The sequence below is a fragment of the Massilia orientalis genome (assembly GCF_030411975.2).
Classification (GTDB): Bacteria; Pseudomonadota; Gammaproteobacteria; order Burkholderiales; family Burkholderiaceae_D; genus Telluria; species Telluria orientalis.
The window spans coordinates 332,235-354,172 of the sequence record NZ_JASNRB020000005.1 but is presented as its reverse complement, the minus strand read 5'-3'; the positions used below and the strand labels follow the sequence as shown (position 1 = coordinate 354,172).

At 62.6% G+C, this 21,938-nt stretch carries 20 protein-coding genes and 2 pseudogenes; 12 read left to right on the top strand and 10 right to left on the bottom strand.

Annotation, left to right across the window (positions count from 1 at the left end; all coding sequences use genetic code 11):
• Positions 1 to 6: 6 nt before the first annotated feature.
• Both dprA and QPK29_RS10165 read left to right on the top strand, forming a co-directional pair.
• Positions 7 to 1,188 (top strand): DNA-processing protein DprA, encoded by a 1,182-nt coding sequence (gene dprA, locus QPK29_RS10170; protein ID WP_371768797.1) that lies wholly within the window; start codon positions 7 to 9, stop codon positions 1,186 to 1,188.
• 122 nt (positions 1,189 to 1,310) lie between these two features.
• Positions 1,311 to 1,775: a DUF494 family protein gene (locus QPK29_RS10165; protein ID WP_036235377.1), complete on the top strand. Its 465-nt coding sequence runs from the start codon at positions 1,311 to 1,313 to the stop codon at positions 1,773 to 1,775.
• A 377-nt stretch (positions 1,776 to 2,152) separates the two neighbouring features.
• Here the strand turns inward: QPK29_RS10165 and QPK29_RS10160 are convergent, their stop codons facing one another.
• Together QPK29_RS10160 and QPK29_RS10155 are read right to left on the bottom strand one after the other, a co-directional pair.
• Positions 2,153 to 2,878, bottom strand: a complete 726-nt coding sequence (locus QPK29_RS10160) for a hypothetical protein (protein WP_371768796.1) — start codon at positions 2,876 to 2,878, stop codon at positions 2,153 to 2,155.
• Between the two features lie 11 nt (positions 2,879 to 2,889).
• Positions 2,890 to 3,312, bottom strand: coding sequence for a hypothetical protein (locus tag QPK29_RS10155; protein ID WP_371768795.1), 423 nt, complete (start codon positions 3,310 to 3,312; stop codon positions 2,890 to 2,892).
• Positions 3,313 to 3,729: 417 nt separating this feature from the next.
• On the opposite strand from QPK29_RS10155, the pseudogene QPK29_RS10150 reads away from it, so the two are divergent.
• The 3 genes and pseudogenes from QPK29_RS10150 to QPK29_RS10140 form a co-directional block, all read left to right on the top strand.
• Positions 3,730 to 3,858: pseudogene (locus QPK29_RS10150) on the top strand (ISL3 family transposase); the annotation flags it as partial.
• Between the two features lie 204 nt (positions 3,859 to 4,062).
• A complete protein-coding gene (locus QPK29_RS10145; RefSeq protein WP_371768794.1) occupies positions 4,063 to 4,194 on the top strand; it encodes a hypothetical protein in 132 nt (43 codons plus the stop codon).
• Positions 4,178 to 4,888, top strand: a pseudogene (locus tag QPK29_RS10140) (IS256 family transposase); the annotation flags it as partial. The gene QPK29_RS10145 and the pseudogene QPK29_RS10140, both read left to right, overlap by 17 nt.
• Here the strand turns inward: QPK29_RS10140 and QPK29_RS10135 are convergent.
• Complete coding sequence (locus QPK29_RS10135) at positions 4,869 to 5,327, bottom strand: hypothetical protein (protein ID WP_371768793.1); 459 nt, start codon at positions 5,325 to 5,327, stop codon at positions 4,869 to 4,871. The pseudogene QPK29_RS10140 and the gene QPK29_RS10135 overlap by 20 nt on opposite strands.
• A gap of 864 nt (positions 5,328 to 6,191) precedes the next feature.
• Here QPK29_RS10135 and QPK29_RS10130 point away from each other — a divergent pair.
• Positions 6,192 to 8,867 carry a DNA topoisomerase III gene (locus tag QPK29_RS10130; RefSeq protein WP_371768792.1) on the top strand — a complete coding sequence of 892 codons (2,676 nt, stop codon included), beginning with the start codon at positions 6,192 to 6,194 and terminating at the stop codon, positions 8,865 to 8,867.
• Positions 8,868 to 9,048: 181 nt separating this feature from the next.
• Here the strand turns inward: QPK29_RS10130 and QPK29_RS10125 are convergent, their stop codons facing one another.
• Genes QPK29_RS10125 through QPK29_RS10115 form a run of 3 tightly spaced genes read right to left on the bottom strand, consistent with a single transcriptional unit; the run spans position 9,049 to position 13,779 of the window.
• Complete coding sequence (locus QPK29_RS10125) at positions 9,049 to 9,255, bottom strand: addiction module protein (RefSeq protein WP_056122293.1); 207 nt, start codon at positions 9,253 to 9,255, stop codon at positions 9,049 to 9,051.
• A 45-nt stretch (positions 9,256 to 9,300) separates the two neighbouring features.
• Positions 9,301 to 12,882 (bottom strand): ABC transporter permease/M1 family aminopeptidase, encoded by a 3,582-nt coding sequence (locus tag QPK29_RS10120; RefSeq protein ID WP_371768791.1) that lies wholly within the window; start codon positions 12,880 to 12,882, stop codon positions 9,301 to 9,303.
• 3 nt (positions 12,883 to 12,885) lie between these two features.
• Entirely contained in the window at positions 12,886 to 13,779 is an 894-nt protein-coding gene (locus tag QPK29_RS10115) for an ABC transporter ATP-binding protein (RefSeq protein WP_056122299.1), read from the bottom strand.
• A 226-nt stretch (positions 13,780 to 14,005) separates the two neighbouring features.
• Between QPK29_RS10115 and QPK29_RS10110 the strand changes: the two genes are divergently transcribed.
• The gene (locus QPK29_RS10110) at positions 14,006 to 14,461 is read left to right on the top strand and encodes a hypothetical protein (protein ID WP_371768790.1); all 456 of its coding nucleotides are present in this window, start codon (positions 14,006 to 14,008) and stop codon (positions 14,459 to 14,461) included.
• A gap of 38 nt (positions 14,462 to 14,499) precedes the next feature.
• Complete coding sequence (gene coq7 / locus QPK29_RS10105; RefSeq protein WP_056122305.1) at positions 14,500 to 15,141, top strand: 2-polyprenyl-3-methyl-6-methoxy-1,4-benzoquinone monooxygenase; 642 nt, start codon at positions 14,500 to 14,502, stop codon at positions 15,139 to 15,141.
• A 9-nt stretch (positions 15,142 to 15,150) separates the two neighbouring features.
• Here coq7 and QPK29_RS10100 read toward each other — a convergent pair whose 3' ends face one another.
• The 4 genes from QPK29_RS10100 to QPK29_RS10085 form a co-directional block, all read right to left on the bottom strand.
• Entirely contained in the window at positions 15,151 to 15,573 is a 423-nt protein-coding gene (locus QPK29_RS10100; protein WP_036235392.1) for an OsmC family protein, read from the bottom strand.
• A 72-nt stretch (positions 15,574 to 15,645) separates the two neighbouring features.
• Complete coding sequence (locus QPK29_RS10095) at positions 15,646 to 16,827, bottom strand: ABC transporter permease (RefSeq protein WP_371768789.1); 1,182 nt, start codon at positions 16,825 to 16,827, stop codon at positions 15,646 to 15,648.
• Positions 16,824 to 17,558, bottom strand: coding sequence for an ABC transporter ATP-binding protein (locus QPK29_RS10090; RefSeq protein ID WP_056122311.1), 735 nt, complete (start codon positions 17,556 to 17,558; stop codon positions 16,824 to 16,826). Before QPK29_RS10090 ends, QPK29_RS10095 begins: the two co-directional genes overlap by 4 nt.
• 16 nt (positions 17,559 to 17,574) lie before the next feature.
• Entirely contained in the window at positions 17,575 to 19,002 is a 1,428-nt protein-coding gene (locus QPK29_RS10085; protein WP_371768788.1) for an alpha/beta hydrolase, read from the bottom strand.
• 271 nt (positions 19,003 to 19,273) lie between these two features.
• Between QPK29_RS10085 and rplM the strand changes: the two genes are divergently transcribed.
• The 4 genes from rplM to QPK29_RS10065 all read left to right on the top strand — a co-directional run bounded on the left by rplM (position 19,274) and on the right by QPK29_RS10065 (position 21,918).
• A complete protein-coding gene (gene rplM / locus QPK29_RS10080) occupies positions 19,274 to 19,702 on the top strand; it encodes a 50S ribosomal protein L13 (protein ID WP_036235400.1) in 429 nt (142 codons plus the stop codon).
• A gap of 13 nt (positions 19,703 to 19,715) precedes the next feature.
• Positions 19,716 to 20,108 (top strand): 30S ribosomal protein S9, encoded by a 393-nt coding sequence (gene rpsI, locus QPK29_RS10075; protein WP_028102305.1) that lies wholly within the window; start codon positions 19,716 to 19,718, stop codon positions 20,106 to 20,108.
• Positions 20,109 to 20,358: 250 nt separating this feature from the next.
• Positions 20,359 to 21,396, top strand: a complete 1,038-nt coding sequence (argC, locus tag QPK29_RS10070; protein ID WP_371768787.1) for an N-acetyl-gamma-glutamyl-phosphate reductase — start codon at positions 20,359 to 20,361, stop codon at positions 21,394 to 21,396.
• A gap of 108 nt (positions 21,397 to 21,504) precedes the next feature.
• Positions 21,505 to 21,918 (top strand): bactofilin family protein, encoded by a 414-nt coding sequence (locus tag QPK29_RS10065; RefSeq protein ID WP_056122320.1) that lies wholly within the window; start codon positions 21,505 to 21,507, stop codon positions 21,916 to 21,918.
• The last annotated feature ends 20 nt before the right edge of the window (positions 21,919 to 21,938 follow it).

The following is a 21,938-nucleotide window of genomic DNA, read 5'->3' as shown; positions in this document are numbered from 1 at the left end:
TCCACCGTGCAGGACACGGACCTTTCCGCAGCGCCTGCACGATCCTCTTCCCTGGCAGCCTGGCTCCGCCTGGAGCGCACCGCCGGCATCGGACCGCGCACGGCCGCCGCACTGCTGGACGCGTTCGGCAGCCCGGACGCCGTGTTCGCCGCCGACTATTCGGCGCTGGCCGCCCACGTGCACCCGGCCCAGGCGCACGCGCTACTGCAACCGCCGTCCGATGCCACCCGCAAACTGCTCGATGCCACGCTGGACTGGCTTGCGCTGCCCGGCCACCACGTCGTCGCGCTGGGCGAGCCCGGCTATCCCGACCTGCTGGCCCGGATCCCCGATCCGCCTTTGCTTCTTTATATTAGAGGACTGCCCCATGTGCTGGAGGGACCGTGCCTGGCCGTCGTCGGCAGCCGCAATGCCAGCGCGCAAGGCAGGGCGAATGCGCTGGCGTTCGCGGAAGCGTTATCCGGTGCCGGCCTGTGCATCGTGTCCGGTCTCGCGCTCGGCATCGACGCGGCCGCGCACGAGGGCGCGCTGCGCCGTTGCGGCGGGACGGTCGCCGTCGTCGGCACCGGAGCGGACCTCGCCTATCCCGCCCGCAACCGCGACCTGTGCGAGCGCATCGCGCTGGAAGGCTGCATCGTCAGCGAATATCCGATCGGCACGCCGCCCCTGCCGGGCAATTTCCCGAAGCGGAATAGGATCATCAGCGGCCTTGCGGCCGGCGTGCTCGTCGTGGAGGCGGCGGTGCGGTCCGGCTCGCTGATCACGGCGCGCCAGGCGGCCGAGCAGGGACGCGACGTGTTCGCGATTCCCGGCTCCATCCACGCCGCGCTGGCCAAGGGTTGCCACATGCTGATCCGCGAAGGCGCGAAGCTCGTCGACACGGCGCGGGACGTGCTGGAAGCGCTCGCGCTGTCGCCGCTGGTGGCGCAGCAAGCGGCCCGGCTACCCCCGCCAGATATGTCGTTAACAGATACCAAGATCGATAACAGTGCCGCCAGGCACTCCAGCATGCCGGCGGACGCCGCGCTGCTGGACGCCCTCGGCCACGACCCCGTCGAACCCGACATATTGCTGGCGCGCCTCGGCTGTAGCCCCGGAGAACTGGCCGCGCGCCTGCTCGTGCTGGAGTTGTCAGGGCGTCTCGAACGGCTGCCGGGAGGCCTCATCCAGAGGATATGGAAGGGATAATGAGCGGAAAATAGGGTGGCGAAGGCGATAAGGCCGATAAACAACGCTGATGTTTCCGCACGGCAGTGGAGCACGTGACGCACTTGTGCCGCACGGAGCTTAGCTGCTACAGTAGCGTCACCATGTTCGACATCCTAGTCTATCTTTACGAGACGTATTATCGTCCCGATGCCTGCCCCGAGCCGGCTGCCCTGGCACGCAAGCTGTCTGCCGTCGGTTTCGACGATGTCGAAATTTCCGAGGCATTGGACTGGCTGAATGGCCTGACGGAAATGGCCGGGACTACCAATCCGGCCCTCGAATCGAGCGGCACGCGCTTTTATATCGCCCAGGAAGTCGATACGCTCGGCAGTGCCGCCGTCGGCTTCATCCAGTTCCTGGAATTGGCCGGCCTGTTGACCGCGTCGCAGCGCGAGATCGTCATCGAACGCGCGCTGGCGCTGGACGAATCGCCTGTCACGCTGGGCAAGCTGAAGATCATCGTCCTGATGCTCCTGTGGAGCCAGGGCAAGGAGCCGGACGCGCTGATGTTCGACGACCTGTTCGGGTCGGACGAGGAAGATGCGGCGCCACGCCTGCTGCATTGATTTCAATAGGGATCGGTCAGGCATGAACGGGCTACAGCCTGATGCTAGTCAGTTAGGCTGACTAGCATTTTTATTTTGTAGCAAGCTTTTGGTGCCTTGACGAATTGTCGGGAAGAGCGAATTCGTCGTTCTGACTGCAGATAGGAATGCGCCTCGTCATGAAGCTAGGCGAGGCGCTTGGGACGAGCCCTACGAGACTGCATGGCAATCATACCCGGCAACTATGATAGTCAGCGCAATTAATTGAACATCAAATGCAGTAGTGGCACTTCACGTTTTGCAGACTATCCAAGCGGCCTCATGACGCAGCACATCGTAAGCGATGCGCATGCCCTTATTTCCTGTAGCACGAGTTACGATGTAACTAGACAATGCGTTTAAGCGAAGGCATGTACATCTGCAACATGGGTTGACAAGCCAACTATAGTTACATGCGAATCACCCCCAGGGATCGTGGTGTCAGAGGGGGAAGGCTTGATCGAATGTTCGGCAATAGGATATTGCCAATGCCCGCCGCCACCACCGCCACTGCTCCCCCCGCCAGCAGACCCTGAGCCTGAAACGCCTCCGGGCACTCCGCCTGGACCGCCAGAGTGTTCCCCACCACCGGCAGATGGCGCAGTAGTGCCGTTAAGACCGTGTTGGTCTTGAATCGCTTTAATAGTATTGGCAGGTAAAATGATATCGTGAAGTCCGGGGACTGCGGTGAATGCGCCCGTAAGATCAAGATCTGGAAGCTTCATGCAAGTCGCTAATGTCGAGAAGGCCGCATTACTGTTTTTGCCTCCGATATCTAGAAGATTGTAGCTCATCTGTTGCTGATTTATCGCATCGCCACACGCTTTTCCAGTATTCCAGATTTGCATCATCTGCTCTTGAGTGCCAGAGACGACAGACTTCATTATTGTGCTGCTGTCAATGATAGATCCGTAATCTGAACGCACTTGAAGTTGTCCCGATATATTTGTGACTTTCGGGATGCCATCTGAGCCAACTGCGAAACCATTAAGCTGGCCGACAATATTTCCGTTGTCGTCCATAAGGATAAAAAACTCGTGGGCTCCAACTGCGGCAACCGAATTTACTGCCTCAATAATTTGCATTCTCTCTCCATTTAGAAGTTGGTTTTTATGATTTTGCTTCTGACTTTCACAACATTTTTTTCTATGAAAGCTTCAATATGGACACTGGTCTTAAAACTTTCGGTCCTGTTCCGGTCAGTGATGACAGAAGTTGCACTGCCATCATATGTGCAAATAACTGTTCTTTCCTGGTCGCATTTAAAACCTAGCTTCTCCAAAGGTGGGCGCTTATCAGTTTGACTCAGTACTTGAGGAATATTGACCATATTGCTGATTGACTCATCAACCATAGACTCACCTAGAAAAAGTGAGAACCTAAGGCGTTTTCCTATCGGGCTTGTGCCAAGTCCTACATAATTATCGGAAGCTGCGGGGTCAATTGCACAGGCAGTTAGGACTAGTGGAAGAATATATTTAAGGTATTTTGCTTGAGTGTTGCCCAAGTTATATTTCATATTTGCTGAATTTAATCAATAGTCCTATGTTTGGAAATTATTGAATGTGAAATTATTCTAAATCTCCTTTGTATAGATAGCGGGTTATTCAAATTCAAAAAAATTTTACAGATCTTCATGATGCGGCTACTATACAACGTCAAATGTGTGAATTTTCTATCCAATTTTCACGACAACGAAATTTAATATTGTGTTGTGAACGTGCGTAATTACGCCTTTGACATCGATGGGTTGCATTATGGAAATTATTGCGTAATGTGGCCTTTACTTGCATATCTGCTTAATTTCTTGGGATTCCGGTTCGATCTCTCCACGTTGTGCCAGTGCGCGGCGCTTTGACATGCAGATAAAAGATGGGGGTCGCCCAAGAGCCTCAGGAATTGGCCGATTTGGTGCAGTATCGTGCCCAGATTGCGTTGGCCCATGCATATCGGTCAGTTCGGAGGCATTAATAATCGCATCAAGGTGACGAGACGGATGGTCAGCGGCTGCCGGGACAGCGCCTTCTTCCTGAAGGTCAAAGCCGCATTTCCCGGAAAGCCGTGAAGAACCTAATTAAAGGCTGTGTTCGCGTTGAGTACGTAGCCTGACCGTCTCGCCAAGCAGGGCCTCGGCGCAGAGCAGATGCGCGGGCGTCGTCAGGTAATGTGTTTCAAGGATGCGCTGCCTTCCCGAATAATGGATCAGGTAGAGCCTGTCAGATTTTCTGTGTGGCATGAGGTCATGAGATGATACCGATAAGGATTCACGATGACCGAAGTAATGAGCCCTACCAAGAAGCCCAAGAAACCGAAAGCGCCCAAGCTGTTTCCGGATGAACTGATCGATCAACTGCTGGCCCAAGTTCAGAACAAGGACGCCGAGTCGGCTGAAAATCCGTGACGAAGGCACCGTCAAGAACAAGGCGGTGTACCTGGCGTTGGGCATCAAGGCCGACGGCAAGAAGGAAGTGCTGGGCCTTTGGATCGAACAGACCGAAGGCGCCAAGTTCTGGCTCAAGGTTTTTAACGAGCTGAAGAATCGTGGTTTGGACGATGTGCTGATTGCTGTCGTGGATGGCCTGCGCGGCTTCCCGGAGGCGATCGAAGCCGTTTATCCTCAGGCCCAGATCCAGAACTGCATCGTGCACCTGATCCGCAATTCGCTCAGCCTGGCCAGTTGGAAGGATCGCAAGTCTCTGGCTGCCGCGCTTAAGCCGGTCTATCAAGCTGTTACAGCAGACGCGGCCGCAGCGGCCCTGCAGGAATTTGCGCAAGGCGAGTGGGGCCAGAAGTTCCCGACGGTGACAGCCATGTGGCAGCGTCAATGGGAACAGATGATTCCTTTCTTTGCCTACCCACCAGCCGTACGAAAAATCATCTATACGACCAATGCCATCGAACGCATGCACATGCAACTTCGGAAGATCGTCAAAAATCGCGGGCACTTTCCGACCGACGAGGCAGCCAGCAAGCTGCTCTACCTGGCCTTGCACAACATCGAGAAAGACTGGAAGATGCCACCCATCACGTGGAAGCAGGCGGCAAACCAATTCGCCGTCTTGTTTGGCGAACGGTTCACGAATGCACTGTACTGAGATTTTTTAAACCGACCTCAGCACACAAAATTCCTGACACCTCCATCAGGTAACGACTCGCACCCCGCGAAGCCGTATCAGCCAGCTTTTGAAGCGGCTGTGTCAGGCTTTTATATCCTGAACTTGATGAGCAGCACGTCGGCCGGCAGCACCGGCTTGAGGCGTGCAATTGCACCACCGTCATCTGTCCCGGCCCTGTGAGGAAGTCGAGCGTGCTGCCGCTGTGGTCGCGCGCGATGAGCAGGTAGTCATGCTCCCTGTTGATTCCCCGCTTCTTCGCCACGCCACTACGTTTCCCCGGCCGGCGCACCAGCTTGTGCGAGTCCTTTTGCGATTCCAGCCTGTACATCTCAACCGCCTCGACGATTGCCGCCAGCGTCCGCGACCGGTCACGTATGGCGCTGGGCAAGAAGCGATGATGCCAACGAAAACTGGTCATGCATGTACCCCGACCACGTGCGCGGCGTCGCGGACTGTACGCGATTCGAGCACGCGTTGCAGGTAAGGTAACCAACGCTCTTTCTTGCGCAACCTTGCCAGCGGCGTCCATATAGCGCGTTATGACTTCAGCCGCAATCGAGACAGCGGAAGCGCTGCAGGCTGCTCGCCTAACCGCAGCGATGTCTCTTCGCGCAGCCCCAGTGCGGACACGGCCGTCCTGCCGCCGCCTGCTCGATCAACGCAGCGCACGCGGCCGGATGGGCGATGCTCCCGGACCCGGTCGGCTGCGGACAAGGCAACCGCCGACAGCATGACGAACAGTTCGTCGAACGTCTAGCTGCGCATCGCCACTCCTCATGAGTTAAGTCGATGATGCGTGGGGCCTCTACAGCGAACGGCAGTTCACATAACTAGTGCGAACATAGCCTTTCGTTCCTGTCGGCAGCACGTCTATGCCTGAAAAGAACGCCGAATATCAGTTACGCGTTGCGCTGCCGCACGCGATACTCACTATACTTTTGTACAGATCACTTCTCGTGCAACATCGCGGCCGCTCGTGCTGGTTTCTCGAGGTCCCTTATGTCACTAGCATCACCAGTATCAGGCAAAGGACCGGTTTTCTTGCGTCAAAGCAATATCAAGCGTATTTTGTGGAGCAGGCTAGCCGGGTTGGCGCAAGGCGCACGCGGGCACAGTCTACTTGCGGAGTGCGCGGCAACCCGCTTATCATTGGCCGCTAACTGTCAACTGTTACCAATAAGCCAACAATAAGACAACAAGCGGCCTGCTTACCGAGCCGTCCATGCTTGCGGCTCATGTATGATGCGCGAGCCAGCCAAGAACAAGTACGAGAAACCTATATATGACCAAAGCCCTCATCATTGCCGAAAAACCCTCCGTGGCGAACGACATCGCCAAGGCGCTCGGCGGCTTTACCAAGCACGATGAGTATTTCGAATCCGACGAATACGTCCTGTCGTCCGCCGTCGGCCACCTGCTCGAGATCGCGGTGCCCGAGGAATACGACGTCAAGCGCGGCAAATGGAGTTTTACGCACCTGCCGATGATTCCGCCGTACTTCGCGCTGAATCCCATCGCGAAGACCGAGTCGCGCCTCAAAGTGCTGAACAAGCTGATCAAGCGCAAGGATGTCGACACCCTGATCAACGCATGCGACGCGGGCCGCGAAGGTGAACTGATCTTCCGCCTGATCGCCCAGAACGCCAAGGCCAAGCAGACTGTCAAGCGCCTGTGGCTGCAGTCGATGACGCCGACCGCGATCCGCGACGGCTTCGCCCACCTGCGCAGCGACAAGGAAATGCTGCCGCTCGCCGATGCCGCACGTTGCCGCTCGGAAGCGGACTGGCTGATCGGCATCAACGGCACCCGTGCGATGACCGCGTTTAACTCGAAAGAGGGCGGCTTCTACCTGACGACCGTGGGCCGCGTGCAGACGCCGACGCTGTCGATCGTCGTCGAGCGCGAAGAGAAGATCAAGAAATTCGTTCCGCGCGATTACTGGGAAGTGCGCGCGGAATTCCGCGCCGGGGCCGGCATGTACGAGGGCCGCTGGCTCGACACGAAGTTCAAGAAGGACGACGCCGACCCGGAAAAACGCGCCGAGCGCCTGTGGTCTAAGGTCGACGCGGAAGCGATCGTCGCCGCTTGCATGGGCAAGCAAGGTAACGTCACCGAGGAATCGAAACCGACGACGTCGATGGCGCCCGCGCTGTTCGACCTGACGTCGCTGCAGCGCGAGGCCAACGGCCGCTTTGGCTTCTCGGCCAAGAACACGCTGGGCCTGGCCCAGGCGCTGTACGAAAAGCACAAGGTGCTGACCTATCCCCGTACCGATGCGCGCGCGCTGCCGGAAGACTACCTGGACACCGTCAAGTCGACCTTGGAAGTGTTGAAAGGCAATTCGAACTACCACCAGTTCGCCAAGCAGATCCTGGACAAGGGCTGGGTCAAGCCGAACAAGCGCATCTTCGACAACAGCAAGATCTCGGACCACTTCGCGATCATCCCGACCGGCGTCGTGCCGAAGAACCTGTCCGAGCCGGAACAGAAACTGTACGACCTCGTCACCCGCCGCTTCATGGCCGTGTTCTTCCCGGCCGCGGAATTCCTCGTCACGACCCGCTACACGGAAGTGGAAGGGCACCAGTTCAAGACCGAAGGCAAGGTCATGACGAACCCCGGCTGGCTGGCCGTGTACGGCAAGGACACGACGGGCGACGACAAGGACGGCGCCAGCCTCGTGCCGGTGGCGAAGGGCGAGAAGGTGCTCACCGAAAAGGTTAACGCCAACGGCCTCGTCACCAAACCGCCCGCGCGCTACAACGAAGCAACGCTGCTGTCGGCGATGGAAGGTGCCGGCAAGCTGGTCGATTCCGACGAACTGCGCGACGCGATGGCCGGCAAGGGCCTCGGCACGCCGGCCACGCGCGCGGCGATCATCGAAGGCCTGCTGACGGAAAAATACCTGCTGCGCGAAGGGCGCGAGCTGATCCCGACGGCCAAGGCGTTCCAGCTGATGACCCTGCTGCGCGGCCTGGGCGTGAACGAATTGACGGCGCCGGAACTGACGGGCGAGTGGGAACACAAGCTGTCGCAGATGGAAAAGGGCCAGATTTCGCGCGAAGAATTCATGCGCGAGATCGCCGAGATGACCGAGATCATCGTCAAGCGCGCCAAGGAATACAACAACGACACGATCCCGGGCGAGTACGCGACGTTGCGCACGCCGTGCCCGAACTGCGGCGGCGTCGTCAAGGAAAACTACCGCCGCTTCGCGTGCACCAAGTGCGATTTCTCGATGAGCAAGGTGCCGGGCGGCCGCCAGTTCGAGATCGAGGAAGTCGAGGAGTTGCTGGCCAACCGCACGATCGGCCCGCTGCAGGGCTTCCGCTCGAAGATGGGCCGCCCGTTCGCCGCGATCCTGCGCATCGTGCGCGACGAGGACATCCACAACTACAAGCTGGAGTTCGACTTCGGCCAGGACCAGGACGAAGGCGAGGACGGCGAGGGCGTCGACTTCACCGGCCAGACCCCGCTCGGCCCGTGCCCGAAATGCACCGGCAACGTCTACGAGATGGGCCTCGCGTACGTCTGCGAGCACACGGTGGCCAAGCCGAAGACCTGCGACTTCCGCAGCAGCCGCATCATCCTCCAGCAGGAAATCCTGCCGGAGCAGATGGCCAAGCTGCTGAACGACGGCAAGACCGATCTGCTGCCGGGCTTCGTGTCGCAGCGTACCCGCCGTTCGTTCAAGGCCTTCCTCGTGCGTGGCAAGGACGGCAAGATCAGCTTCGAGTTCGAGGAGCGCAAGGCCAAGCCGGGCGCGAAGGCGAAGGACGAGGGTGACGGTGCCGACAGCGGCGCGGAGGCGGCGGCCGCCAAACCGGCCGCGCGCAAGGCTGCGGCAAAGCCGGCGGCCAAGGCTGCTGCGACCAAGGCCCCGGCCAAGACGGCCGCGGCCCGCAAGGCACCGGCGAAGCGCGCGACGGCGTCCAAGAAGGCGGTCGCGGGCGAATAAACACATCACGTCGTCCCCGCGAAGGCGGGGACCCATGCTGACGTACAGAATTCGAAGCATCTGCTTTATTGCGCATGCATCGAGTTCCGGAACTCAGTATGGATTCCCGCCTTCGCGGGAATGACGATAAAAAAACCGCGACCCATCCGGCATCGCGGTTTTTTTATCTTCAGCGCCGGCGTTATTCGCGCCAGTCGTCCTGCAGTGCGCGGATGGCCGCTTCGCCGTTGCGGATCGCCTTCACGCGGCGCACGATCTCGTTGCGCCAGGCTTCGTCGGCATCCTGGTCGCCGTCGTCGCTGTCCACCATCAGCAGCCGTAACAGCTCGTGCCTGTCCTGGGCGGACAATTGCTGGATCTGGGCGGCCAGTTCGGCGACGATAGGCATGAAGGTCTCCTAGCAGGATATTGTGACCAGATCATAACGTGAAGTTCAGTGCATGTCGACAGGCTGCATGTTGTCTGTCGGTTTCCTGTCAATCAGCTTGTTGTCGGGGTCGATACCGGCCCGTGCGGGGCGGCCGGCGACCACCAGGACGACCCGCTGGTCGGCCTGCGTCACGAGCCTGCGCTCGCGCGCGAGCGGGTTGCCCGCCTCGTCATCCACGCCGAATTCGATGTAGTCGCGCAGCTGTTGCGGCTGTTCCTCGCCCTGGTCGCCGGCGCGCACCTTGCCCGCGGTGGCGCGGATCTCGACCTCGTATTTGCCGTCCGGGCGGCGATGCGCCGTCGCGCCGTCGACGTGGTTTTCGTACAGGACAATGGATTCGAACAGGTCGTCGATCAGGTAGGCCTTGTCCGGTGGCGTGACGCCGCGCAGGCGCTCGACGAGCGTCGCGACGGTCGGATACGGCGGCCCCTTGTACGCATACTCCAGCAGCAGGCCGTGCAGCACGCCGTTGACGGCATCCTCGCCGACCAGGTCCTGCAGCAGATACATCGCGAGGCTGCCCTTGTGGTAGTGGATGTAGCTCTGGTTCTCGTTCTGCGCGAGCGGCAGCTCCTTCTTGTTCTCGCGCGCGCGGCCCATCAGGTATTCCTCGAGGTCGTAGCGCAGGAAGCGCCGCATCTTGCCGGAGCCCAGCGTGTTCTTCATCGACATCAGCGCCGTGTATTCGGCCAGGCTTTCCGACAGCACGGTCGCGCCGCGCATGTCGGCGCCGACGATCTGGTGCGCCCACCACTGGTGGCCCACCTCATGCGCGCTGACGTAGTACGGGTAGTCGATATCCTTGCGCGAGTCCGGATCGACCTTGGCGATGAAGCCGACGCTTTCCGAGAACGGGATCGTGCCCGGCGCCGCCTGCGCGTACGACGCGTAGCGGGGGAATTCCGCGATGCGCAGTTCGCGGTTCTGGTAGGGGCTGAAGTGCTTCGTGCCGTATTCCAGGGCCGCCTTGGCGCCGCGGATCATGCGGTCGACATTGAATTCGTGGCCGGGGTGGTAGTAGACGTCGATCGTCACGTCCTGCCAGCGGTCGTGGCGCACTTCGTAGCGGGCCGACTGGAACGTATAAAAATTCAGGACGGGTTTGTCGGCCTTGTAATGGAACCAGCGCCGGCCGCCGCTCATCCATTCCTGCTCCAGCATGCCCGGCGCGACCACGGTCTGGTCCGGGCTCGTGCTGACGACGGCGTCGAAGCGGATCCAGTCGGCGTCGTTGGCGATGTAGCTGTTCGCGCGCGCCGCTTCGTTCTCGTGCGCGGCCATGCGTTCGCGCGGCGCGAGGCCGTGGCGCTTGCGGTCGCGGTCGTCCTCCAGCTCGACCGTGCGCTGGTAGCCCACGTGCGGCAGCACCTCATTGCTGAAGAAGGTGCCGTTGCCGACGACGGCCGTGTCGCGGCCCAGGCCCAGCACGCCGCCCGGCGCGTCCAGCAGGTCGAATTCCAGCGCCGTGCGCGCGCCCGGCTGCAGGGGAGACGCCAGCAGGTAGTGATAAAAGCCGTGCTGCGGATCGGCGCGCAGCAGCCGCGCCGCCTGCGCGAAGCGCGGACGGAAGTCGGGGCCGGGCTTCTGGAACAGGATGACGTCGCGGATCGGAGAAGCCGTCCGGTTTTCCAGTTGATAGAAGCCGTGGACCTTCAGCATGCGGGTATCGGGATGGATGTCGACCTGCAGGCCGACGTCGGTGATGCGCGGCTGCGGCAATTTGGCGAAACGCTTGTAGCGCAGCTCGTAGTCGGCGCGCACCTGTTCCTTGTGCCACGCCGTCTGGTAGGTGCCGAGGTGGACGAGGTTGTACCACAGCAGGCCGCCGCTGGCCGCGAACACGAGGATGCCGGCCGCGAAGCCGGCGAGCACGCCCGGCGTCAGGCGCCGGCGGGCCAGCTGCAGGCGTTCGGCGAAGCTGTCGCTCACGCCGCGCGGCCACAGCACGAGCGCGGCGGTGAACAGGATGATCGCCGCGCCGCCCCAGTAGATTTGCAGGGTGCGCTGCAGCGGCAGGTAGTGGCCGAAGCCGTTCATCGCGGAATAGGTGATGTCCGGCAGCGCGCCGTACACGAGCATCGGGTGGTCGAGGCCGAAGCCGCCGAGGAACAGCGTGATGACGTAATACGTGACCAGCGCGAAGTACGCGAGGTATTTATGGTTCAGGATGGCCTGCGCGGCGATCGCCAGCACGGCCAGCAGCACGTAGCGGGGCAGCAGGATGCCGAACAGCGTCGCCAGGTACAGGCCCGGTTCCAGGGTCAGGTAGCCGTGCGCCAGCTGGATGCCCATCCCGCACACCATCGCGGCCAGCAGCAGCAGGACCTGCAGGCCGACGAGGGCGATGGTCTTGGCGGCCAGCGGCAGCCAGCTCGGGACGGGCAGCGCGTCCATCATCTGCGCCATGCGCGCCTCGCGCTCGCGCCACACCATCTCGCCCGCATAGAACGTCGTGACGATGAGGACGAACAGCGCGAACACGTCGCGTATGAGTTCCAGCACCATGTAGGTGACCGGGTACGTTTTCGTGCCGTAGATCGCGCCCAGGTCCAGCGAGCTGACGATGAGGGTCAGCATGCCGGCCAGGACGATCACGGCGAAGTAGACGTTCTTGACGGCCTCGCGCAGATTCATCCAGCTCGACCTGGCCAGCAGCACGGCGAGGTTGCGCGCGGCGAAATCGGGCGGCTCGTGCAGGTCGGCCATGCCGGCCGGCGCTTGCGGCGCGCTTTCCGGTTCGGGCCGCGCCTGGCCGCGCCGGCCGGCCGGCGTGGACACGAAGCTGAAGCGCCAGTAGCCGAGCAGCAGGACGACGAGCGAGAACAGCGACCAGATGGCGCGATTGAGCAGATAGACGCCTGCAAACGGGACCTGCAGCGTGTTGCGCTCCGTGAGGTTCCAGTACTCGGTGAGGCGGATCAGCGCCGTCGTGCCGAACGGATCGATCAGCGCGGCGAGCGTCTTGTAATCGAGGTCGCGCGCCAGCGACGGCGCGACGATGTACCCGATCAGCATGACGACGCTGGCGACGTACACGGGCAGCATGCGCCGCGTGAGCGCCGCGAGCACGAAGAAGATGGCGCCGAAGATGAACAGGTTCGGCAGCAGGGTGAGGAAGTAGGGCAGCAGGTAGCCCGCGACGGAATACGGCCCCAGGCGGGCGGGATCGATGCCGGGCAGCGCGGCCCCCAGCAGGGTGCCGAACAGGATGGCCGAGAACACGACGGCGAGCGTCGCCAGCGCGCCGAGGAAGCGTCCGAACACGTACGCGTACTTCGGGATCGGGGCGCTGAAGAAGAAGTGGTGCATCTCGTATTCGAAGTCCTGCTGCACCGAGCGGCCCATCATCGCGGCGACGACGATGACGCCGAGGGAGCCGAGGAACGCCGCACTCAGCGCGATCTGGCGCGGCGCGTTGATCAGCACGCGGCCGCCGAACGAGACGAAGGCTTCCTTGAAGACGCCGCCCGCGGCGGCCATCCACAGCAGGGCCAGCGCGAAAAAGGCAAGGAAATACACCCAGGTCGACAGCAGCTTCAGGCGCTGCCGGGCCTCGAAGCCGGCGATGGCGAGGAGCGCACCCATGAATCAGCAGTTCCCGGCCATGTCGTTGTGGCGGCCGGCGATGGTGGCGAAGTAGACGTCTTCCAGGGTCGGGTGGATCGGCTCGAAGTCGTCGCCGGGATAGCGGTCCGCGTACACGTGGATCAGGGTGCGGCCCGACAGCAGGCGCGTGGAGATGACGGTGTGGCGCTTCTGGAACGCGGGCAGGTCGGCCTTGCCGACGACCCGCGCCCAGATCTTGCCCTCGATGCCTTCGATGAGGCGCACCGGCTCGCCGCACAGCAGCACGTGGCCCTTGTTGATGATCGCCATGTTGGCGCACAGGTCGGCCACGTCGGACACGATGTGCGTGGACAGGATCACGGTCTTGTCCTCGCCGATGTCGGACAGCAGGTTGTGGAAGCGCACCCGTTCCTGCGGGTCGAGGCCGGCCGTCGGCTCGTCGACGATGATCAGTTGCGGGTCGCCGAGCAGCGCCTGGGCGATGCCGAAGCGCTGGCGCATGCCGCCGGAGAAGGTGCCCATCTTCTGGTTGCGCACCTCGAACAGATTGGTCTGCTGCAGCAGCGCGTCGACGACTTCGCGCCGGCGGTGGCGCTGCGCCAAGCCTTTCAGTTGCGCGAAATGGTCGAGCAGTTCGTAGGCAGTCACTTTCGGGTACACGCCGAAATCCTGCGGCAGATAGCCCAGCAGGCGGCGCACTTCATCCTTTTCGTCCAGTACGTCGATGTCGTCCAGGAAGACGGAGCCGCTGTCGCATTCCTGCAGGGTGGCGAGGATCCGCATCAGGGTCGACTTGCCGGCGCCGTTGGGGCCGAGCAGGCCGAACATCCCCGGCGGGATGCTCAGCGAGACCCTGTCCAGCGCGACCACGCCATTGGCATAGGTCTTGGACAAGTTGCGGATTTGTAATTCCATGGAGACTCCATTGCTCGTGACAATGCACGTATTTCATGACTGTTGCATTGTATTAAAAAGGAGCCGACCCGGCAGCGGCGGTGCGACACACGGCATTTTCACAAGTCCAGAGTGCAGAAAAGCGGGAGCAGGATGCAGGCCAGCATACAGCGTGGAACGACTCATGTCTATTCTGGCAACATTGCCGGTGATATCCTGGCCCGGCAAGAAGATGCATAATGGCCTTATGGATACTCTCATCAACAAGGACAACATCCTGGCCGTTATGCGCCAGGGCCGCACCCGTGCCGAGTCGACGGACTGGTTCCGTGTCGCCGTCGGCCTTTACTACCTGGCCAACCTGATGACGAAGGAAACCATCGATTTCAAGACCGTGGACCGCGAGTTCAACCGGTTCATCTACCACACGATCGGCGGCGGGCACACGATCACGAGCGTCCTGCAATTCATGAGCGGCAAGGACGTGTTGCCGGTCGTGCAATCCGAGCGCTTCATGACCGCGTTCACGAGCACGTGCACCGACGTGCCGCCGGATTCGATTCCGTTCCTGCTGGAGCTGAACCTGGGCGTCGCGAAAAACATCTCGAAGCTGGAGGTGGAAGGGCCCGTGCACGACTGGCTGGAGGCGCAGAAGCGTGCCCGAGAGACACGTGAGGAAGGGACGGCGGGCGAGGGCATATAATTCGGGTTATCGAACAACAAGCTGGAAGAAGGTCCCTCATGACAACCCGCACCATCAACCCTCTTGACCACCTGATCGTCGGCTTCGACAAGGCCTTGCGCGTCGTGGGCGGCGTGGCGAAGGCCGCACGGCCGAATCCGGGCGTTTCTGCCCCGGACTGCGAATTGAATACCCAGGAACAGCGTCACAGCGCCGGCCTGATGCGCGTGAACCACGTGGGCGAAGTGTGCGCCCAGGCGCTGTACGATGCCCAGGGCCGCCGTGCGTCGACGCAGGCCATGCGCACGCAGTTCGCCAAATCCGGACGCGAGGAAGAAGACCACCTGGCCTGGACGGCCGAACGCCTGGCCGAACTGGGTTCGCAGCCGAGCCTGTTGAATCCGCTGTGGTATGCCGGCGCCTATGCGCTGGGGACAGTCGCGTCGCGCCTGGGCGACGCCGTCAGCCTCGGCTTCGTCGTGGAGACGGAGCGCCAGGTCGAGGCGCACCTGAACAGCCACCTCGACCAGTTGCCGCCGCAGGACGCGAAGTCGCGCGCGATCGTCACGCAGATGCGCGACGACGAGATCGAACACGGTGCGAAGGCGCAGGAAATGGGCGCGGCCGAGATGCCGTTGCCGGTCAAGGCCGCGATGCGCGCCATGGCCAAGGTGATGACCACGACGGCGTACTACATCTGAGCCCGAGGCTCAGCCTTCGACGATCTCGAACGAGTGCGTGATCTCGGCCGTCTTGGCCAGCATGATCGACGCCGAGCAGTATTTGTCGTGCGACAGGTTGACCGCGCGTTCGACGGTCGCCTCCTTGAGGTTGCGGCCCGTGACGGTGAAGTGGAAGTGGATCTTCGTGAACACCTTCGGATCCGTCTCGGCGCGCTCGGCCTTCAGCGTGACGTCGCAACCGCGCACGTCTTCCCGGCTGCGCTTGAGGATCAGCACGACGTCGTAGGCGGTGCAGCCGCCGGTACCCAGCAGCACCATTTCCATCGGGCGCGGTGCCAGGTTGTGGCCGCCGCCCTCGGGGGCGCCATCCATGTTCACCAGGTGGCCGGAGCCGGTTTCGGCCCGGAAGCTCATCCCGGAGGGTCCGTTCCAGCTGACTTTGACTTCCATCGATTTCTCCGCTTTGTTGACAGGTAAAGACGTTCATTCTAAGCCAGCGCGACGCACCGTGCCGATAACGCCTCAGACGGCCAGCACGTAACGCTCGCTCTTCATGCGCCACGCGGCGAATGCGACGGCCGCCAACGCCGCGAGGGCGGAGCACAGGAACGTCAGCACGAACGGCAGGAAGCCGATGTCGCCGCCCTTCGCCGTCTCGCGGAGCAGGGTCTGGTTCGACAGCATCGGCACGAGGTACATCCACGACGCCGTTTTGAGTTCCAGCATCGACACGGCGAGCCCCGGCAGCATCGGCACCAGCATCACGATCGACAGCACGCTCTGCGCCTCCTTGAACGAGCGCGCGTTCATCGCCACCGCGATCTGCATGGCCGCCGCGAACAGCGACAGCGGCACGGACGCGAGGCAGACGAGCAGCAGCCGTCCCCAGCCCACGCGCCAGCTCATGCCGATTTCTTCCAGCGGCATCCACGACAGGATCGCATGCGCCAGCATCAGCTCCAGCGTGATGCCGATGACGGCCAGCGCCGCGGCCGCGAGCCACTTGCCGGCGACGAGTTCCCACGTGCGCACGGGTTGCGCCATCAGCACTTCGAGCGAGCGCCGTTCCCGTTCGCCCGCCGTGGAATCCACCGCCGCGGACAGGCCGCAGATGAACGCGGGGAAGAACAGGAAGCCGAGGATGCCGCCGATGACGCCGGCCGAACGCGCGGCCGTCGTGCCCGTGTCGTAGCGCTGCACCTGCACGGGCGACAGCGCGGCCGGCGACACGCCGTGCGCCAGCAGCCGGGCGCTGGCGATGTTGGCGCCGTAGGCGTTCAGCACGTCCTCGACGTCGCGCCGGCCATCCTGCTCCGTCGACGAGTCGAACCACAGCTCGATGCGCGCGGGCCGCATCGCGGCGTAGTCGCTCGCGTACTTGCCGGGCAGGCGCAGCACGGCCGCCGCCTTGTGGGCGCGCAGCAGGTCGCCGATCGCGGCTTCGTCCATGGGCGGCGTGTCGCGCACGGTGACGTTCTTCTGCTTCAGCTGGGCCATCAACGTGGGCGCCTGCGCGCCGCCGATCACGGCCAGCACGATGCCTTCGCGCTCGGGCTTCGTCGCGCGGTCGATCCACTGGTGCAGCAGGACGCCCAGCAGCACCGGGTACATCAGCGTGAACAGGGCGAGGAGGCCGAGCGAGCGCTTGTCGCGCAGCGATTCGCGGAACTCCTTTTTGAAGACGACGAGGAATTTCGAGGTCATGAGACGATCCCTTCGTCGGTGCCGACCAGGCGGACGAACGCGTCTTCCAGGTTGGCGATGCCGGTGCGGCGGCACAGGTCGTCCGGCGTGCCCTGGGCCACCGTATGGCCCTTGGCGATGACGATCACGTCGTCGCACAGATGACTCACCTCCTGCATCACGTGCGTGGCCATCACGACGCAGCATCCTTCCTTGCGCAGCGTGGACAGCGCATGGCGCACGGCGCGCGTGCTCATCACGTCCAGGCCGCGCGTGGGCTCGTCCAGCAGCAGGTGGCGCGGGCGGTGCAGCAGTGCGCGCGCGAGGGCCACCTTGATGCGCTGGCCCTGAGAAAATCCTTTGCTGCGGCGTTCCAGGATGTCGTCCATCGCGAGCATTTCCGAGACCTCGTCGATGCGCGCGGCGAGTGCGCGTCCGTCCATGCCGTTCAACTCGCCGAAATAGGTGAGGTATTCGCGCGTGGACAGGCGCTCGTACAGCCCGAACTGGTCGGTCAGGAAGCCGATGTTGGCGCGCACGGCGAGCGGGTCGCGTTCCGGGTCGATGCCGTCGATGGCGATGGTCCCGTGGTCGCGCTTGAGCATCCCGACGAGGGTGCGCAGCAGGGTCGTCTTGCCGGCGCCGTTGGGCCCCAGCAGCGCGGTGATGTGGCCGTCGCGCGCCGTGAAGCTGACGCCTCCCAGCGCCTGCACGGCGCCGAAGTGCTTGCGGACTTCTTGTGCTTCGATCATAAGGAGAGGCCTGTGTTCAGGGTTGCGGTCCGGCGCTGCCGAGCTGGAAGGTCGGGGCCGGGATCTCGTTCAGGCAGGCGCCGTCGACTTTCGCGTCGGGCCGGTCGAGGAAGGTGCGCAACAGGCGCGGGGCGCAGCCCAGTTGCGACACGCCGTGGCCGGCGTTCGGCGCCGTCAGCAGCTGCGCATGGTCCATGAAGCGGGCGGCGTCCTGGGCGCGGCGCGGCGGCGTGACCGGGTCCAGGGCGCCGGACAGCAGCAGCACGGGTGCGGCGATACGCGTGGGGGGCGTCTCCGGCACGGCCGGCACGTTCATGGCGCGGCACAGGCCGCGCAGGCGGTCGGCCAAGGTGCGCGTCAGCGGGCTCGCATCGCTCGCGGCCAGCGCGGGCGTAAAGCGCGGCATGTCCTCGGCGCAGACGACGGCCAGGTGCAGCAGCGTGGCCGGCGAGCCGTCGGGGGAAAAGTCGGCGGCCAGGTTGCGGCGCGCGACGAACGGCTGCCAGCGGCCCGCGCTGGCACTGTGCACGAGGAACGGCAGGCGGCGCGCGTCGGCCGGCGCGTACAGCATGTTGCGCACGGTGTCGAGCAGGCGCGCGCTCGTCATCGTGACGTCGACCTGGCGCGCCGTGCGCGGGTCGGGCAGGTTGAGTGTCAACGGCGCGGCATCGAGCTTGCCGACGAGGGCGTCGAATTCGCCGCGCAGGTTCGGATAGGCGCGGGCGCAGGCGGCATCCCTGGCGCACTGGGCAAACAACTGGTCGAGCGCGGCCTGGCTGTCGTGGCCCCCGGCCGGGATCACCTGGTCGGGCGCGGCGACGGCGTCGAGCAGCAGGGCGCGCGTGCCCGCGGGGTAGGCGCGCGCATACGCCTGCGCGAGGCGCGTCCCGTACGAGCCGCCCCACAGGTTGATCTTGTCATAGCCCAGCGCGCGGCGCACGGATTCGATGTCGCGCGCCGCGGCGGCCGTCGTGTACGCGGCGAACGGCGCCTTGCTGGCCGCGATGCAGCGGCGCAGGGCGGCGTCGGCATCGGCATCGCTCAGCTGCGCATCCGCGTCGGCGTCGGACGGGCATTCCAGCTTGCCGGACAGCCCCGTGCCGCGCTGGTCGACGAACACGATGTCGCGCGTGGCGCGTACGCGCTTGAAGGCGGTGGACAACAGGGGGAGCACGTCGCTGCCCGCTTCACCGGGACCGCCTGCCAGCACGAACAGCGGATCCGGCCGCGCACCCTGGCGCAGGGCGGGGGCGATCGTCACATGCAGGTCCAGGGTGGCCGGCTTGCCGGGTTCGAGCGGGACGGGCAAGGTCAGGCAGCGCAGGGCTTCCTCGACGCCGGGCAGGTGGCAGCTGCGCGTTTGCGCCGGCGTGGCGGGCGCAGCCTGTACCGCCGGCACCGCGGCCGCCAGCAGCGCGCCCAGGAGCAGGATGGATTTCAACAAATAGTCTCCTCTTCGATGCGGGTCATACTAATTTGACATCGATTTCGTGGTCAAATATTTCTTGCAAATAAGAGTTGCAAAATTGCATGATTCGGCGTGGAGGTCTTTGCGTTGGCTCCAGTCTGGTGCGGCTTGACTGTCGGGTGAGGAATCGGCTATAGTCGTGGGCTTTCCATTTGCTCGGGAAAAGACAATAAGGCAGAGTCCGCGATGTAGCATCGCCCGCGGAACCACCATTCGAGCATTAATTCCCTATACATAGGAAGTCAACATGAAAACTTTTTCCGCTAAGGGCCATGAAGTCCAGCGCGATTGGTACGTGATTGACGCGACGGACAAAGTCCTCGGACGTGTTGCCAGCGAAGTGGCACTCCGACTGCGCGGCAAGCACAAGCCGGAATTTACTCCGCACGTCGATACCGGTGATTTCATCGTCGTCGTCAACGCAGGCAAACTGCGCGTGACCGGCACCAAAGCCAACGACAAGAAGTACTACCGTCACTCGGGCTACCCGGGCGGTATCTACGAAACCAACTTCCTGAAAATGCAACAGCGTTTCCCGGGCCGCGCCCTGGAAAAAGCCGTCAAAGGCATGTTGCCGAAGGGCCCGCTGGGCTACGCAATGATCAAGAAGCTGAAAGTGTATGCGGAAGCTACGCACCCGCACGCTGCCCAGCAACCCAAAGCACTCGAAATCTAAGTAAGGAACTGACATGATCGGTAACTACAACTACGGCACTGGCCGTCGCAAGAGTGCAGTGGCCCGTGTGTTCATCAAAGCTGGCACCGGCCAGATCATCGTGAACGGCAAACCGGCCGCCGAATACTTCTCGCGCGAAACCGGCCTGATGGTCATCCGTCAACCGCTGGAACTGACCGGCAACGTCGAGCGTTTCGACATCAAGGTCAACGTGCATGGCGGCGGCGAGTCCGGCCAGGCAGGTGCAGTGCGCCACGGCATCACCCGTGCACTGATCGACTACGACGCAGGCCTGAAGGGCGACCTGGCACGTGCCGGTTTCGTCACCCGTGACGCCCGTGAAGTCGAGCGTAAGAAAGTTGGTCTGCGCAAAGCACGTCGCGCAAAGCAATTCTCGAAGCGTTAATCGGATCCGCAGCGCTTTTGCGCTGCTGCCGGACCGAAAAGCCGCCCGCTGCAAAGCCGGCGGCTTTTTTGTTTCCAAAAACCGGGGTCAGAGCCCGGTTTTTGGCAATGAACACTGGGTAATTGCCCAAAAATGGGCTCTGACCCCGAATTTGAGCCAATTCCATGTGGCAATGCAGCACGTGATTGGGCACCCTGCTAAAATTGTGGGTTCTTACGAGAACTTACCTATTTACCAAGGGGAAACAGACATGATCAAAGTTGGCATCGTTGGCGGCACCGGCTATACGGGCGTGGAATTGCTGCGCCTGCTCGCTGCCCACCCCGAGGCGCAGCTGACCGCCATCACTTCGCGCAAGGAAGACGGCCTGCCCGTCGCCGACATGTTTCCCTCGCTGCGCGGCCACGTCGACATCGCGTTCTCGAGCCCGGACAAGGCCGACCTGAAGCAGTGCGACGTCGTGTTCTTCGCGACCCCGCACGGCGTCGCCATGGCCCAGGCGCCCGAGTTGATCGCCGCCGGCGTGAAAGTGATCGACCTCGCGGCCGACTTCCGCCTGAAGGACCAGGCCACGTTCGAGAAGTGGTACAAGATCCCGCACAGCGCGCCGGACCTGCTGGAAGAGGCCGTGTATGGCCTGCCGGAACTGAACCGTGAAGATATCAGCAAGGCCCGCCTGATCGCCAACCCGGGCTGCTATCCGACCACGATGCAGCTGGGCTTTTATCCGCTGCTGAAGGCGGGCATCATCGACGCCGGCAACCTGATCGCCGATGCCAAGTCGGGCGTGTCCGGCGCCGGCCGCAAGGCCGAGATCGGCACGCTGTTCTCGGAAGCGAGCGACAACTTCAAGGCCTATGGCGTGCATGGCCACCGCCACACGCCGGAGACGTCGGCTCAGCTGCAGCGCTACACGGACCAGAAGGTCGGCCTGATCTTCACGCCGCATCTCGTACCGATGATCCGCGGCATGCATTCGACGCTGTACGCGCGCCTCACCCAGGACATCACGAACGACGCCCTGCAAGCCCTGTTCGAAGAGCAGTACAAGGACGCGGAATTCGTCGACGTCATGCCGTTCGGCTCGCACCCGGAAACCCGCTCGACGCGCGGTTCGAACATGCTGCGCATCGCGCTGCACCGTCCGGACAACGGCAACACCGTCGTCATCCTCGTCGTACAGGACAACCTGGTCAAGGGCGCGTCCGGCCAAGCCGTGCAGTGCATGAATCTGATGTTCGGCCTGCCGGAAAGTACCGGCCTGAAGCAGATCGCGCTGCTGCCGTAATCGCGTCTCCTGGCAAGCCTTGATCTGCAGACACAGATCAAGGCGACCTGTGTTGGCAACGGTACATTGACTGTTGGACAGAACCAACGCCAAGCACAGGGGACAATCATGTTCGGTCGTAACGCAAAAAGCGAAATCGATAGCCTGATCGGCATTTCCGCACGCATCGAAGGGGATCTCGTATTCACCGGCGGCCTGCGCATCGACGGCGAGGTGCACGGCAACGTGGTGGCCGCGGACGGCAACGACAGCGTGCTGATCGTCTCCGAACACGCGCGCATCGAAGGCGAGGTGCGCTGTTCCAACCTCGTCGTCAACGGGTATATCGCGGGCACGGTGTATTCGTCCGAACTCCTTGAATTGCAGCCGAAAGGCCGCATACATGGAGATGTTCATTACCGCCTGCTGGAAATGCACGGCGGCGCCCTCGTCACCGGCAAGCTGACCCATCACGCCGAGTCGGTGGCGGCCGCCGAACCCGTCTTCCACCTCGGCGTAGCGGCCGAAGGGGCTTCAGCATGACTGGCGCCAACGGTCTATAA

What these genes read in the sequence shown, in the direction of transcription:
- QPK29_RS10090 (WP_056122311.1), bottom strand. Translation starts at nt 17,558, where the DNA reads ATGATCGAAGCACAAGAAGTCCGCAAGCACTTCGGCGCCGTGCAGGCG.
- QPK29_RS10165 (WP_036235377.1), top strand. Translation starts at nt 1,311, where the DNA reads ATGTTCGACATCCTAGTCTATCTTTACGAGACGTATTATCGTCCCGAT.
- QPK29_RS10145 (WP_371768794.1), top strand. Translation starts at nt 4,063, where the DNA reads ATGACCGAAGTAATGAGCCCTACCAAGAAGCCCAAGAAACCGAAAGCG.
- QPK29_RS10110 (WP_371768790.1), top strand. Translation starts at nt 14,006, where the DNA reads ATGGATACTCTCATCAACAAGGACAACATCCTGGCCGTTATGCGCCAG.
- QPK29_RS10125 (WP_056122293.1), bottom strand. Translation starts at nt 9,255, where the DNA reads ATGCCTATCGTCGCCGAACTGGCCGCCCAGATCCAGCAATTGTCCGCC.
- QPK29_RS10065 (WP_056122320.1), top strand. Translation starts at nt 21,505, where the DNA reads ATGTTCGGTCGTAACGCAAAAAGCGAAATCGATAGCCTGATCGGCATT.
- argC (WP_371768787.1), top strand. Translation starts at nt 20,359, where the DNA reads ATGATCAAAGTTGGCATCGTTGGCGGCACCGGCTATACGGGCGTGGAA.
- QPK29_RS10120 (WP_371768791.1), bottom strand. Translation starts at nt 12,882, where the DNA reads ATGGGTGCGCTCCTCGCCATCGCCGGCTTCGAGGCCCGGCAGCGCCTG.
- coq7 (WP_056122305.1), top strand. Translation starts at nt 14,500, where the DNA reads ATGACAACCCGCACCATCAACCCTCTTGACCACCTGATCGTCGGCTTC.
- QPK29_RS10100 (WP_036235392.1), bottom strand. Translation starts at nt 15,573, where the DNA reads ATGGAAGTCAAAGTCAGCTGGAACGGACCCTCCGGGATGAGCTTCCGG.
- QPK29_RS10115 (WP_056122299.1), bottom strand. Translation starts at nt 13,779, where the DNA reads ATGGAATTACAAATCCGCAACTTGTCCAAGACCTATGCCAATGGCGTG.
- QPK29_RS10135 (WP_371768793.1), bottom strand. Translation starts at nt 5,327, where the DNA reads ATGACCAGTTTTCGTTGGCATCATCGCTTCTTGCCCAGCGCCATACGT.
- QPK29_RS10155 (WP_371768795.1), bottom strand. Translation starts at nt 3,312, where the DNA reads ATGAAATATAACTTGGGCAACACTCAAGCAAAATACCTTAAATATATT.
- QPK29_RS10160 (WP_371768796.1), bottom strand. Translation starts at nt 2,878, where the DNA reads ATGCAAATTATTGAGGCAGTAAATTCGGTTGCCGCAGTTGGAGCCCAC.
- rplM (WP_036235400.1), top strand. Translation starts at nt 19,274, where the DNA reads ATGAAAACTTTTTCCGCTAAGGGCCATGAAGTCCAGCGCGATTGGTAC.
- rpsI (WP_028102305.1), top strand. Translation starts at nt 19,716, where the DNA reads ATGATCGGTAACTACAACTACGGCACTGGCCGTCGCAAGAGTGCAGTG.
- QPK29_RS10095 (WP_371768789.1), bottom strand. Translation starts at nt 16,827, where the DNA reads ATGACCTCGAAATTCCTCGTCGTCTTCAAAAAGGAGTTCCGCGAATCG.
- QPK29_RS10130 (WP_371768792.1), top strand. Translation starts at nt 6,192, where the DNA reads ATGACCAAAGCCCTCATCATTGCCGAAAAACCCTCCGTGGCGAACGAC.